The following is a 12,610-nucleotide window of genomic DNA, read 5'->3' as shown; positions in this document are numbered from 1 at the left end:
AACGACAATCCTATATTATGCCAAATCGGCAAACAGAGGTGTAGAAAGATAGCGTTCGCCATACGATGGCAACAAGACAACGATCAGCTTACCTTCGTTTTCAGGTTTTTTAGCCAGTTGCAATGCGCTCCATACCGCGGCACCGGAAGAAATACCTACCAAGATGCCTTCTTTTTCAGCCATAGCGCGCGCAGTTTCAAACGCTGCTTCGTTAGGTACTTTGACAATGCTGTCGTAAACAGTCGTATTCAAAACGCTGGGGATAAAGCCTGCACCTAAACCTTGAATCGGATGCGGGCCTTTCTCGCCACCGCTCAATACTGGGGAAGCTTCAGGCTCGACAGCCACGATTTGAACTTCGGGTTTGTATTTTTTCAATACTTCGCCCACACCGGTAATCGTACCGCCCGTACCTACACCGGCCACGAAAATATCTACTTTACCGTCTGTATCGCGCCAAATTTCTTCGGCAGTGGTTTTACGGTGAACTTCAGGATTGGCCTCGTTATCAAATTGACGCGGCATAAAGTAAGTATCTGGATGTTCGTCCACCAAAGACTGGGCTTTAGCGATAGCGCCAGCCATACCTTCGGCAGCAGGTGTCAAAATCAGCTCTGCACCGAATGCACGCAGCAGCATTTTGCGTTCTTTACTCATGCTTTCAGGCATAGTAATCGCCAATTTATAACCGCGGGCCGCGCACACCATGGCCAAACCGATACCGGTATTGCCGCTGGTCGCCTCAACGATAACGGTATCTTTATTGATTTTACCGGCTTGCTCGGCCGCTTCAATCATAGATTCGGCAATACGGTCTTTCACGCTGCTGCCTGGATTAAAGAATTCAAGTTTAACGGCGATTTGCGCTTTTAAACCTTCGGTCAGGCGGTTCAGTTTCACCAGAGGTGTGTTGCCGATCAGCTCGGTAATATTATTTGCAATTTTCATTTCCTGCTCCTGATTTAGATGTAATACAGCCTGCATATTAAACTCAGGCCGTCTGAAAAACCAATATCGAAAATTTCTTTCTTTATAACTTTTGGTTCAAGCGCGGTCAATATCCACTGCGCTCAAAAATCAATGTAACGGCAACCACAGCCTGCATCACGACGGCAACCATCCAGCCTGCCCACATCTGCCGCATACTGAAAAGAGAGGCAGACTGCTTGCAAACAACCACACGGTGCAGATAAAACACCAGCATCAACACGCCCTGCAAGACAAACCAATAAATGGGTTTCAAAGCATAAATTTTCAGTAAGGCCGCCCATGCAAAAACCGAGCCTGCCAGCGGCAAGATGAAATAAACCACGCCTGCCAAGAAAACAAAAGCCAAAGTCATGACAACATTGGAAACCGCAAATAAGGTCAAACCGGCATACTCGCCTGCCGACCAAAACTTTTTGTCTTCCGTTTTACTGCAGTCATCAATAAAGAAGAAAATACTGGCGATTGTCAGATAAAAATGAGGGATGAACAAAGGACCTGTATGCGTAAAGCCCCACATTCCGGGCAACAAGCGCGCGCCCAGTGCCGAAATCCCCAGCCACAACAACACCGTAGCCCAAAGCCATTGAAACCGCTGCGCACGAAAAATAAATACCAACGATACCGCAGCATACGCGACGGCAAACCAAAAATCCAAAGAAACCATCATGAATACTGCAACTCGCCTTCAAAAACGGTTTCAGCAGGGCCGGTCATTTGCACATCGCCACCTTCTTCCCAACTGATAAACAATTCGCCGCCAGGCAAAGTAACACGCACAGGCGCACCCGCTTTCAGCAAACCATTACGCACGCCTGCCACCACGGCCGCACACGCTCCAGTGCCGCAAGCCTGAGTTTCCCCCACCCCGCGTTCAAACACGCGCAGGCGGACTGACAATTCATCTTCAACCTGCAAAAAGCCGACATTGACCCGTTCAGGAAACTGCTCGTGCGATTCAATAGCGCCGCCCCAATGCTCCACCGGTGCTGTTTCAACATTATCAACCAAAATTACCGCATGCGGATTACCCATATTCACACAGCTTACCGGCACAGACTCCAAACCGACCAAGACAATATGTGTCAGCGCATCTTCATTTTCACCATGTGCAGGCACAAACGGAATTTCAGACGGCATGAAACGCGGTTTACCCATGTTGACAGTAACCAAACCGTTATCCAACAGCTTAGGCACAATAATCCCTTTGGCCGTTTCGACCAAGATTTCCGTTTTATCCGTCAAACCCTTATCCGCGACAAAACGCGCAAAACAACGCGCGCCATTGCCGCACTGCTCTACTTCCCGACCATCGGCATTGAAAATGCGGTACCGAAAATCGACCGCATCAGAAGAAGGCTTCTCCACCACCAGAAACTGATCAAACCCCACGCCGCGATAGCGGTCTGCCCATTGGGCAAGCGGCGAAGTCAACGGATCAAAATCCTGTTCGATGGCATTAACCACCATAAAATCATTGCCCAAGCCGTGCATCTTCGTAAATTTCAAAGTTTTCATTATTCATTCACATTCTTATTAAATCATTATTTCGGCACATTCTACACCAGAATGATATATTCGTTTCTATCTTGTTTTTCAGACGGCCTTGCGCCCTTTTACCAATACTAACACCAGCCATCCCGCAAAAATACTATACTTCCCACATTACAAACATTTCTTATTACAAGGATACACATTATGAAAAAAGTTCTCTTACCAGCCCTTTTGGCAGCTTTACTCAGCGCATGTACAGTCGGCACGCCAGGTGTTTCCGTCGGCTTAGGCGTCGGCACCAGCATCGGCCGCCATGTCGGCCTGGGCACATCCATCAACATCCCTGTTGGCTTGGACAAAACCACCAAAGGCACGGATTCGGACGGCATCCGTATCTCAGAAGAACAAATCGTGACCTATTTCGATGCACACGGCACACCCAGCAACAGTGCAGTCAAAGGCGGCTTCCATCGCCAACTGATCAGCAAACGTAACAACGAATATGTCGTCCAAGACTTTTACAGCGACAACAGCCAAAAACGCACCGATCCCTATGTCCTCAGCCGCAACCAACTGATGCAGTTCCGCGCCACGCCAAGCAACGGCTCGCTGACCACTTACGCCTACAACGGCACCGTGATGCAGCAGCAAGTGTTCCAAAATGGCAAATTGGTTAACGCCAAATACTAAAGGCCGTCTGAAACAGCTGGGAAGCATGTGAAACTTGATTACAAAATATTTTTAACATTCAAACATTTGAAATATTTTGCACCATTTTCTTGAAAATATGGATTGACACATTTTTTCCAGCCATTATAATACGCCCCATTCCCCGATAGCTCAGTCGGTAGAGCGACGGACTGTTAATCCGCAGGTCCCTGGTTCGAGCCCAGGTCGGGGAGCCAAATTTAAAAAGCCTGAACTTCTGTTCAGGCTTTTTTACATCAATAAGGAACGATTGTTCTTTCCCAAAGAAAGCCCTGAATCCTCATGAGACCTTTGCCAAGGTCTCTATCTGCCAAACTGGCACGCCTTGCGCCCTACCCGCTTCGTCTGACGAACAGGTGCAAACAACCCGAAACCTTTTTCAATCAGGTTTCGGGCTGTTTCGTTTTTTGAATAAACGGCATCTTTTCAGATGACCTTATCCATCAAATTTGGCACATTATTTCACACACGGATTGTCTAAAACGACCGAGACATTGCGTTCAGCTTTGTTCATATACGTCATGTGGACTTTCTTGCCTTTGAACTCTGCCTCGACGACGGATTCCAACGAGACAACATCTTGAGGGAAGCCGAATTTTTTGTCGTTTGCGGCAATGAATTTGACGGGTTTGTCGCGGAATAGCGAGTAGAACGACACGCCTTTATTACCTGCGGTCACAGCGCATTGCGTTTTGCTGTCGGTGGCGATGACGGAGGAAAGCGTATAGGGCTTGTGGATACGGTCTGCGAAGGTGGTGTAGGAATCATACGATCCGAAGCTGATTCTTAATACGAAGGTATTGCCAAGCCATTTATAGCTTGTCCTGTCTTCGGGAAGATTTTCCTCGATGGCTTTTTTGCCTGCAAAGAAAGAGCATTCTTGGGTTTTGTGGTTGCAGACTTTTTTAACGCTGAACTGCTTGTCCGGAGAAGTGATGACGGTTTCGGCGGCAAAGCTGTTTGCGCTTGCTGCGACGAGTATACAGCTTAAAAGAAGTGAGCGGATGGGAAGGGACGATTTCATTTTATTTGGTGTATCAGTTGGTTTTTAATATTGGTTGAGCAGGTTTGAATGCAATAAACACTCAATATGCCTGTGGCGGAATAACTTTTCAATCTGCAAAACAGATAATACGAAGGCCGTCTGAAACTAATTTTTTAGTGTTTCAGACGACCTTTGTTTACTTTGCGGCGCGGGTTTAGCGGAAGAAGTCGCCCATGCCTGCCGGCAGGCCTTGGGTGAATGCACCCATGGTTTTGTTGGTGGTTTCTTCGGCTTTTTCAGAAGCGGCATTGATGGCGGCCAATACCAAATCTTCCAGCATTTCTTTGTCGTCAGCGGCTTCTTGAATCAAATCAGGGCTGATTTCAAGTTTGCGAACAACGTGCGAACACGTCATCACAACTTTCACCAAACCATTGCCTGCTTCACCTTCAACTTCGGTTTCAGCCAGCTTGGCTTGTGCCTTTTTCATGTTTTCCTGCATTTGTTGAGCCTGCTTCATCAGGCCGCCTAATCCGGCTTTTCCGAACATGTTTTACTCCTATGGGTTTGAATAAATGGGTTTCACTCATGCCGTCTGAAAAACGCTCTTGCCTTTCAGACGGCCTTGTATATCAGTATTTTAAGAATGCCCTGCCAATTCTAAAGAATCCGGCAGCCATTGCGCTTCAAAGGTTTGCAAAATTTTCTGCGCCGTTGCATCCGCTTCCAGCAAATCTTGCGCCTGCTGCCGTCCTTCTTCTTGAATACGTTTGCGGCGCATCACCGGCGTTTCCCAGCCTTTATCATCCTGCCAAGGCTCGGTTTGCAGCCTTAAATTGCCAAGATGGTAGGCCTCACTCAACGTCTGGCAGATTTTGTCCAAGCGCTCTTTATTGGCAGTGGCTTTGGCTTCATCCGTCAACGACAGCATGATTAAACCTGCTTCCGCATCATAACTCGTCCATGCCGCATTTTGCGCCAACATCTGCGCCGCGCCTAATTTACGGGCGAAGCGTTCGATAATGCTGTGCCAATTCTCAGTTTTAAACTCAGGCAAAGGAGCGAACTGAAGCTCTTCTTCATCTCCCTCCTCTTCTTCAGGCTCAGCAGACGCAACCGGCTGCGGTACTTCCATCACATCAGCACGATGCGAATCTTCATATGTATATGCTTCATCAAAATACGGAGGTGGAATTTCTTCATCCATGTGTGGATATTCTTCCGGCTCAGTGGCCGTCTGAATTTTTGCAACAGGCAATGGTGCCTCCGCTTCTTGCATCTGCGCCATTTGTGTTTGAGGCGTTTCGTCCGATACTTGGCTCGGCATTTCCTCCCAAGGTGGTACATCCGCCTGTTGTTGCTGAACAGGTTGAACGTTTTCTTCAGACGGCCTTTCAACGGCATCCTGTTTGGCAGAAGCAGCCTCTTTCTCAACCGCCGGTGCTACTATCGGCTCAGATTTCGGCAGCTGAAAAGGCTTTTTTTCGGCCTCAGCTTTCTGATGATCGGGATGCAAATCCGTGTGTTCAATCTGACTTTGCGTATCGCAACCCGAAGCGGCCAATGGCGCAAATGCAAGCATGCGCAAAAGCGTCATGACAAAACCGGCATATTCGTCCGGAGCCAGCGGCAAATCCTGTTTGCCATGAATAGCACATTGATAATAAAGCTGAATCTGCTCGCCACTCAAAGCCTGGCTTAATCGCAGCAAAGTTTCACGCTCAGGGTCGTCATTCGCCAAGGCGGAAGGAATGGTTTGAATCAAAGCCAAACGTTGCAACAGCATGGCCAATTCTGCCAATGCGCTGTCAAAACCAATCGCTCTGGCGGACATTTCCTGAGCTTTTTCCAGCAAGGCCTCACCGTTTTGATTGATGATTCCTTCAAGCAATTCAAACAGGTATTGTTTATCGACCGCTCCGATCATTTGGCGGACATCTTGTTCGGCCACTTTACCCGAACCCATGGCAATCGCCTGATCCAAAAGACTCAACGCATCGCGCATCGAGCCGGCGGCGGCACGGCCTAAAAGTTGCAAAGCCTGTGGCTGATAAGGAACGTTTTCACGATCCAAGACATGCGCCAAATGCTCCGCAACCTGCTGGGTTGTCATGTTGCGCAAAACAAACTGCAAACAGCGGCTCAATACGGTAATGGGGACTTTATGCGGATCGGTGGTCGCCAAAATAAATTTAACGTGTTCAGGCGGTTCTTCCAAAGTCTTCAGCATGGCATTGAACGCGCTTTTGGAAAGCATATGCACTTCGTCGATGATATAGACTTTGTATTTACCCGCTGTCGGCGCGTATTGGGCGTTTTCCAACACTTCACGGATATTGTCGATACCGGTATTCGATGCCGCGTCGATTTCCAATAAATCCACATAACGGCCGCTGTCGATTTGCGTACAGCTTTCACACTGACCGCATGGCTCGCCATGCACGGCATTTTCGCAGTTCAAGCTCTTGGCCAAAATCCTGGCAATCGTGGTCTTGCCCACACCGCGCGTCCCTGTCAGCAGATAGGCATGATGCAGACGGCCTTCGTCCAGCGCGTTGCGCAGGGCTTTGACGACGTGTTCCTGACCGACCAAATCGGCAAAGGTTTTCGGACGCCATTTTCGTGCAAGAACTTGATAAGCCATGTTGTTTCTCTACGGGAAATAAATCGGAAGGCCGTCTGAAAAGAATTCTCCGCTTTTCAGACGGCCTCAGAAAATGGCATATATTCTAGCATTTTTTTGATTTTTATTAAGGATTTTCTATCAAGCCGACGGCGACAGCATGTCATCGCAATGTTAGAATGCTACATAAATGATAAACAATTTGAAGCTCAAATTATTATGTCTGAAATCATACTACGCAACAAATCAGCCACTATGCAAGTCAATACAATGGGCGGATATATTGACTCCCTGATTCTAAAAGGACGGGAAGTCTTATTTCCGAAAACCAGCGTCCAAGTGGGCAATGATACAAAATTACGCGGTGGCATGCACGTTTGCTTACCCCAATTCGGACCAGACAGCAAAAATCATCTGGCCCAACATGGCTTCGGTAGAACTTCAGACTGGGAAATCCGCCATCAAAATGAATCGGATATCGGCTTGAAATTAATCAGCACAGAAAAAGGCTATGAACACGTCGAATGGTTGCTTGATTACAGTCTGCCTAACGAAAATGAAGCCATCGCCATCCTAACCGTCTGCAATTACGGCGAATCGCCCGTCCGCACATCCCCAGGATTCCACCCCTACTTTACCGCTGCCGGCACACAATTTGATTTCAATGGCGCGCCATACGATGCCGACTATATCTCCCATACCGAATTTGTTTCCTCCGACCAGGATGCACACGTTGCATTTGACGGCTTGAAACTAGATATCCGCACCCACAATCTGCCTGTGTACGCACTCTGGAGCGATCGAAACGGCCAATATACTTGTGCAGAGCCAACCGCAGAAGGCAATGCGTTTTTATCCCCTGCCCGAGGAGGACAGTTTGTTTCAGGACACAGTAAAAAACGTTACGCCATGAAAATCAGACTGATGGCTTAACCCCCTTACAAATCCTCAATATTTAAAAACCACCCAAACGGGTGGTTTTCTTATAGCTTACAGTCCATTGTTATTGATTGCATTCGCAATATCGCGTACCGCTGTTACATACATGCGGCTGTGGTTGTATTGCCATACTGTGTAGAAGTTATTCAGGCCCAAATAGTATTCAAATACGCCCGGGCTGGTCTCCAAAGCATACAATACAGCCTTTTCATTATCCGCAACAGCAGCTTGAGGCACGACACCCAAAGCTTTGAAATCTGCGACAGTGCGCGTCAAGGCAGTTTTCTCATCGATAATCGCCTGCAAGTGCGGGGTAATCGTCAGACTTACCGGCACAACCATCTTACCGCCGGTCTGCCAACCATGCTGTTTCATATAATTGGCGACAGAAGCCGCCACATCGCCGACATTATTCCAAATATCGCGATGACCATCACCATCATAGTCCACCGCCCATTTGCGGTAGCTTGAAGGCATAAATTGCGGCATACCCATTGCACCGGCATAGCTGCCTTTAAAGTCAAAGATATTTTCTTTTTCTTCTTTTGCCATCAGCAAAAGTTCGCTCAATTCGTTTTGGAAAAATTCGGCACGGCGGGGATAATCAAAGGCCAATGTACTCAAAGCATCAGCAACGCGGAAGCTGCCCGTATTTTTGCCATAATTGGTTTCAATACCGAGAATCGCCACAATCAATTCGGCAGGTACGCCATATTTGCGTGCCACATCATCAATTACGGCACGGTTTGCCGCATAGAATTGTCTGCCGCCGTTAAATTTGGCTGCACCAGAGTTACCGGTACGGAATTCATACCACGGACGCGAAGTGCTTGGGCGGTACATAATAGTAATAATATTGCCTTTATATACCACGCCATTAAAGAAATTGCGCAATTCTTCCGCACTGAAACGGCGGTTTTTCACTTCATATTGGATAAATTGCTGAACATTGACGTTCTCATTAAAACCGCTGCTGGCAACAGATTCGGCCGCAGCATCAAATACAGGGCGTTTTGCAGAGGAAACTGGCTCAACCGGTTTTGCCGTATCAACAGCAGGTTTTTGCGGAGTGCCGCATGAAGCTAAAGCCAAAGCAGTCAAACCTATCCCAAAGATTTTGATTTTATTCATAAATAATCTCTTTATTAAAATACTATGATAAATCCGAATACGAAAGAATATTCGTCCAACACATCATCTCTCTATGTCAACTGCCATACTTTTTAACCAGCCAAAAATATAAACAACTCGGCACTGATTTGCTTCGGCTCAAGCACATAGGCAAGGCCGTCTGAAACCCAAGGAAACCCTTGATTTTCAGACGGCCTTAAATGAATCAATTACTCAGCAGCTGCAACAACAGCAACGGTAATTTTAGCAACAGCGTCAGTGTGTAGAGCCACTTCAACTTCGTATTCGCCAACAGCTTTCAAAGGACCGTTAGGCAGACGTACGTTTGCTTTAGCAGCTTGGATACCGGCAGCAACAATCGCTTCAGCGATATCAGCATTGGTAACAGAACCGAACAGACGACCATCAACACCGGCTTTTTGAGCAACAGTAATGGTTTGGCCTTCCAGTTTTTCTTGACGTGCTTTAGCATCAGCCAAGATTTCAGCTTGTTTGGCTTCCAATTCAGCACGACGTGCTTCGAATTCTTTCATGTTGGCTTCGGTTGCACGTTTTGCTTTACCAGCAGGGATCAGGAAGTTGCGTGCGTAACCGTTTTTAACGGTAACGATGTCACCCAAGTTACCCAGACCGCCGATTTTTTCTAACAGAATAATTTGCATGATTTAAACTCCAAAATTATTTGTGTTGATCGGTGTAAGGCAACAGAGCCAGGAAACGGGCACGTTTCACAGCAGTAGCCAACTGACGTTGGTAGTGTGCTTTAGTACCAGTAATGCGGGCAGGGATGATTTTGCCGTTTTCAGAGATGAAGTCTTTCAACAAATCAACTTGTTTGTAATCAACTTCTTGGATTTTTTCAGCCGTAAAGCGGCAGAATTTTCTACGTTTGAATGATTGACGAGCCATTGTCGTTTAACCTTTATATTCTTTAATGTTCTGTATGCGTAGTACCGGCTTGGGGAAGCGTTGGCTGCGTTGCGCCAAAAAACCTTCCGACTCGATGATGGCATCTTGCCGATACTGCCATTCCTCAGCCTGCTTACCTAAAATCCGCGCAGGAATTTCAAATTTGACCAGACATTTCTGTCCGTTTTCTTCCTGCCAAGATTCATGTTGCAACACAATATCTAAAACAGGGATTCCTGCCGGCGTATATCTCAAAGGCTGAACCTGTAAAATACGGGCGGTAAGCTTAATCAGATTGTTCAATCTTATTCGACTGCTGCAACTTCTTCAGCTGCACCGTTCAGCAAGTTTTTTGCTTTTTCGCCTCCCAGCATTGGGGAAGCTTCAGTTACAGCGTGTTTTGTTTTGATGGTCAGGTGACGCAGTACGGCATCATTGAAGCGGAAAGCAGTTTCCAGCTCTTCAACCACTTCAGGAGTAGTTTCGATATTCATCAAAACATAGTGTGCTTTGTGGATTTTGTTGATTGGGTAAGCCAATTGACGACGGCCCCAGTCTTCCAAACGGTGGATTTTACCGTTGGCTTCAGTAATCATGGTTTTGTAACGCTCAACCATAGCAGGCACTTGCTCGCTTTGATCAGGATGAACGATAAACACGATCTCGTAATGACGCATGTTATCTCCTTATGGATGATTAAAAACAGCCTTTCACCATGCGAAGTAAAAGGCAAGGCAAAGAGGCTGAATTTTATCCGCATTTCTTAAAAAATACAAGTCCGGATTCAAAATCCACTTTCTTTTCAATCAAAAAACAACATTAGGCCTTAGGGTTATTTCCTAGCAAACTACTCAACTATCTGCCAAAAATCTGCTAAAATCTGCCCCATCCTAATAAATACAGCATCAGAAGGCACACAATCATGGCTCTTTTGCAGATTTCCGAACCCGGCATGTCCGCCGCCCCCCATCAACACCGCCTCGCCGTAGGCATTGATTTAGGCACAACCAACAGCTTGGTAGCCACCGTACGCAGCGGCAGCGCAGTCTGCCTGCCCGATTCAGACGGCCGCACCACCCTACCTTCAGTTGTCCGTTATTTGGATGGCGGAGTTGAAGTCGGCAAAAACGCCCTTTCTGCCCAAAAAACCGATCCGCTAAATACAGTCAGCTCCGCCAAACGCCTGATCGGCCGTACCCTTACCGACCTCGCACAAGAGGCGCAATACCTGCCCTATCGATTTACACCCAATGAGCGCGTGGTCGAGTTAAACACCCGTCAAGGTGCAAAAACGCCTATCGAAGTATCTGCAGAAATCCTCAAAGCCCTCAAATCTCGTGCTGAAGAAACATTGGGCGGCGATTTGGTCGGTGCCGTCATTACTGTACCCGCTTATTTTGACGACGCCCAACGTCAAGCCACCAAGGATGCCGCACGCTTGGCAGGCTTAAATGTCTTGCGCCTCCTCAACGAGCCGACTGCCGCCGCAATCGCCTACGGACTGGACAACGCCTCAGAAGGCACGTTTGTCGTTTACGACTTGGGCGGCGGTACGTTCGACGTATCCGTATTGCAACTGACTAAAGGCCTGTTTGAAGTTAAAGCCACCGGCGGCAACAGCGCATTGGGCGGCGATGACTTCGACCATCGTTTGTTCTGCTACCTGCTCGAACAAAACGACCTTTCCAAACTCAACGAACAAGACAGCCAGCTTCTGCTTTCCCTTGTCCGTACTGCCAAAGAAAAACTGACCACTCAAACCGAAGCCGTCATCGAGACCACACTTTCAGACGGCCATAAAGTTCATACCGTCATTGCCCGCCAAGAGTTTCACAATCTGACCCAAAATCTGGTACAAAAAACCATCGAGCCCGTCAAACAGGCTTTGAAAGACGCAGGCGTAACCAAGGCAGATGTCAAAGGCGTGATTATGGTTGGTGGCTCTACCCGCATGTTGCACGTTCAACAAGCAGTTGCCACATTCTTTGGCCAAACCACGCTGAACAACCTCAATCCTGACGAAGTGGTTGCACTCGGTGCCGCCATACAAGCAAACGTCCTTGCCGGCAACAAAACTGACGGCGAATGGCTACTGCTTGACGTTACACCTTTATCGCTTGGTCTGGAAACCTACGGCGGTCTTGCCGAGAAAATCATTCCTCGCAACTCCACCATTCCTACTGCACGCGCGCAGGACTTCACCACCTTCAAAGACGGTCAAACCGCTATGACGATACACGTCGTGCAAGGCGAGCGCGAACTCGTTTCCGACTGCCGCAGCCTTGCCAAATTTACCCTGCGCGGCATTCCGCCGATGGCCGCAGGCGCAGCGCGTATCCGCGTGACCTTCCAAGTTGATGCCGACGGTTTGCTGTCCGTTTCTGCACAAGAACAAAGCACCGGCGTACAGGCGCAAATCGAAGTTAAACCTTCCTACGGCTTGGACGATAGCACCATCACCCAAATGCTCAAAGACAGCATGAGCAACGCCGCCGAAGACATGGCCGCACGCGCACGCGCCGAAGCCGTGGTCGAAGCCGAAAGCCTGACCGACGCCGTTAATGCTGCCCTTGAGTTGGATAGCGATTTGCTGGATGCCGAAGAATTGCAACAAATTCAACAAGACATCGCTGCTTTGCAAGGCCGTCTGAAAGACGGTAAAGCCGAAGACATCCGCTCTGCCGTCGCCAAGCTCAGCCACAGCACCGACAACTTCGCCGCCAAACGCATGAACCGCAACATCCAACGCGCATTGACAGGACAAAGCGTTGATAATATTTGACGGCAAATGGTTTCAGACGGCCTTTGGAAATAGAGAGGTCGTCTGAAAAAGA

At 48.0% G+C, this 12,610-nt stretch carries 14 protein-coding genes and 1 tRNA gene; 4 read left to right on the top strand and 11 right to left on the bottom strand.

Annotation, left to right across the window (positions count from 1 at the left end; all coding sequences use genetic code 11):
- Positions 1–15 precede the first annotated feature (15 nt).
- From cysK to dapF, 3 genes are all read right to left on the bottom strand, one after another.
- Positions 16–948, bottom strand: a complete 933-nt coding sequence (gene cysK, locus O3661_RS05300) for a cysteine synthase A (RefSeq protein WP_295847602.1) — start codon at positions 946–948, stop codon at positions 16–18.
- Positions 949–1,054: 106 nt separating this feature from the next.
- Positions 1,055–1,657: a hypothetical protein gene (locus tag O3661_RS05295; RefSeq protein WP_371492557.1), complete on the bottom strand. Its 603-nt coding sequence runs from the start codon at positions 1,655–1,657 to the stop codon at positions 1,055–1,057.
- A complete protein-coding gene (dapF, locus tag O3661_RS05290) occupies positions 1,654–2,505 on the bottom strand; it encodes a diaminopimelate epimerase (RefSeq protein ID WP_371492556.1) in 852 nt (283 codons plus the stop codon). The genes O3661_RS05295 and dapF overlap by 4 nt, the downstream gene beginning before the upstream one ends.
- A gap of 180 nt (positions 2,506–2,685) precedes the next feature.
- Here dapF and O3661_RS05285 point away from each other — a divergent pair, with 180 nt between their 5' ends.
- Entirely contained in the window at positions 2,686–3,171 is a 486-nt protein-coding gene (locus tag O3661_RS05285) for a NemA protein (protein ID WP_293194735.1), read from the top strand.
- 139 nt (positions 3,172–3,310) lie between these two features.
- A tRNA-Asn gene (locus tag O3661_RS05280) sits at positions 3,311–3,386 on the top strand.
- 260 nt (positions 3,387–3,646) lie between these two features.
- On the opposite strand, the gene O3661_RS05275 is transcribed toward O3661_RS05280, so the two are convergent.
- The 3 genes from O3661_RS05275 to dnaX all read right to left on the bottom strand — a co-directional run bounded on the left by O3661_RS05275 (position 3,647) and on the right by dnaX (position 6,818).
- Positions 3,647–4,213, bottom strand: a complete 567-nt coding sequence (locus O3661_RS05275; RefSeq protein WP_371492555.1) for a hypothetical protein — start codon at positions 4,211–4,213, stop codon at positions 3,647–3,649.
- 175 nt (positions 4,214–4,388) lie between these two features.
- Positions 4,389–4,724 (bottom strand): YbaB/EbfC family nucleoid-associated protein, encoded by a 336-nt coding sequence (locus O3661_RS05270; protein ID WP_003678854.1) that lies wholly within the window; start codon positions 4,722–4,724, stop codon positions 4,389–4,391.
- A 90-nt stretch (positions 4,725–4,814) separates the two neighbouring features.
- Positions 4,815–6,818: a DNA polymerase III subunit gamma/tau gene (dnaX, locus tag O3661_RS05265; RefSeq protein ID WP_371492554.1), complete on the bottom strand. Its 2,004-nt coding sequence runs from the start codon at positions 6,816–6,818 to the stop codon at positions 4,815–4,817.
- 198 nt (positions 6,819–7,016) lie between these two features.
- Here dnaX and O3661_RS05260 point away from each other — a divergent pair, with 198 nt between their 5' ends.
- Positions 7,017–7,730, top strand: a complete 714-nt coding sequence (locus O3661_RS05260; RefSeq protein WP_371492552.1) for an aldose epimerase — start codon at positions 7,017–7,019, stop codon at positions 7,728–7,730.
- 57 nt (positions 7,731–7,787) lie between these two features.
- On the opposite strand, the gene mltB is transcribed toward O3661_RS05260, so the two are convergent.
- From mltB to rpsF, 5 genes are all read right to left on the bottom strand, one after another.
- On the bottom strand, positions 7,788–8,867 hold the full coding sequence (mltB, locus tag O3661_RS05255; protein ID WP_070825675.1) for a lytic murein transglycosylase B: 1,080 nt from the start codon (positions 8,865–8,867) through the stop codon (positions 7,788–7,790).
- A gap of 209 nt (positions 8,868–9,076) precedes the next feature.
- The gene (rplI, locus tag O3661_RS05250) at positions 9,077–9,529 is read right to left on the bottom strand and encodes a 50S ribosomal protein L9 (protein ID WP_003678862.1); all 453 of its coding nucleotides are present in this window, start codon (positions 9,527–9,529) and stop codon (positions 9,077–9,079) included.
- Between the two features lie 16 nt (positions 9,530–9,545).
- Positions 9,546–9,776 carry a 30S ribosomal protein S18 gene (gene rpsR / locus O3661_RS05245; RefSeq protein ID WP_003678863.1) on the bottom strand — a complete coding sequence of 77 codons (231 nt, stop codon included), beginning with the start codon at positions 9,774–9,776 and terminating at the stop codon, positions 9,546–9,548.
- Between the two features lie 6 nt (positions 9,777–9,782).
- Positions 9,783–10,085 (bottom strand): primosomal replication protein N, encoded by a 303-nt coding sequence (gene priB / locus O3661_RS05240; RefSeq protein ID WP_198341478.1) that lies wholly within the window; start codon positions 10,083–10,085, stop codon positions 9,783–9,785.
- Positions 10,082–10,453 (bottom strand): 30S ribosomal protein S6, encoded by a 372-nt coding sequence (gene rpsF, locus O3661_RS05235; protein WP_107723636.1) that lies wholly within the window; start codon positions 10,451–10,453, stop codon positions 10,082–10,084. Before rpsF ends, priB begins: the two co-directional genes overlap by 4 nt.
- A 245-nt stretch (positions 10,454–10,698) precedes the next feature.
- Between rpsF and hscA the strand changes: the two genes are divergently transcribed.
- Positions 10,699–12,558 (top strand): Fe-S protein assembly chaperone HscA, encoded by a 1,860-nt coding sequence (hscA, locus tag O3661_RS05230; protein WP_371492551.1) that lies wholly within the window; start codon positions 10,699–10,701, stop codon positions 12,556–12,558.
- The last annotated feature ends 52 nt before the right edge of the window (positions 12,559–12,610 follow it).

The organism is Neisseria sp. 20925_1_37, from assembly GCF_041433255.1.
Classification (GTDB): domain Bacteria; phylum Pseudomonadota; class Gammaproteobacteria; order Burkholderiales; family Neisseriaceae; genus Neisseria; species Neisseria flavescens_D.
This window is presented reverse-complemented; position numbering and strand designations above follow the sequence as displayed.

Excerpts from the sequence above, each read along its gene's own strand:
- cysK (WP_295847602.1), bottom strand. The coding sequence starts at position 948 with ATGAAAATTGCAAATAATATTACCGAGCTGATCGGCAACACACCTCTG.
- O3661_RS05295 (WP_371492557.1), bottom strand. The coding sequence starts at position 1,657 with ATGATGGTTTCTTTGGATTTTTGGTTTGCCGTCGCGTATGCTGCGGTA.
- dapF (WP_371492556.1), bottom strand. The coding sequence starts at position 2,505 with ATGAAAACTTTGAAATTTACGAAGATGCACGGCTTGGGCAATGATTTT.
- O3661_RS05285 (WP_293194735.1), top strand. The coding sequence starts at position 2,686 with ATGAAAAAAGTTCTCTTACCAGCCCTTTTGGCAGCTTTACTCAGCGCA.
- O3661_RS05275 (WP_371492555.1), bottom strand. The coding sequence starts at position 4,213 with ATGAAATCGTCCCTTCCCATCCGCTCACTTCTTTTAAGCTGTATACTC.
- O3661_RS05270 (WP_003678854.1), bottom strand. The coding sequence starts at position 4,724 with ATGTTCGGAAAAGCCGGATTAGGCGGCCTGATGAAGCAGGCTCAACAA.
- dnaX (WP_371492554.1), bottom strand. The coding sequence starts at position 6,818 with ATGGCTTATCAAGTTCTTGCACGAAAATGGCGTCCGAAAACCTTTGCC.
- O3661_RS05260 (WP_371492552.1), top strand. The coding sequence starts at position 7,017 with ATGTCTGAAATCATACTACGCAACAAATCAGCCACTATGCAAGTCAAT.
- mltB (WP_070825675.1), bottom strand. The coding sequence starts at position 8,867 with ATGAATAAAATCAAAATCTTTGGGATAGGTTTGACTGCTTTGGCTTTA.
- rplI (WP_003678862.1), bottom strand. The coding sequence starts at position 9,529 with ATGCAAATTATTCTGTTAGAAAAAATCGGCGGTCTGGGTAACTTGGGT.
- rpsR (WP_003678863.1), bottom strand. The coding sequence starts at position 9,776 with ATGGCTCGTCAATCATTCAAACGTAGAAAATTCTGCCGCTTTACGGCT.
- rpsF (WP_107723636.1), bottom strand. The coding sequence starts at position 10,453 with ATGCGTCATTACGAGATCGTGTTTATCGTTCATCCTGATCAAAGCGAG.
- hscA (WP_371492551.1), top strand. The coding sequence starts at position 10,699 with ATGGCTCTTTTGCAGATTTCCGAACCCGGCATGTCCGCCGCCCCCCAT.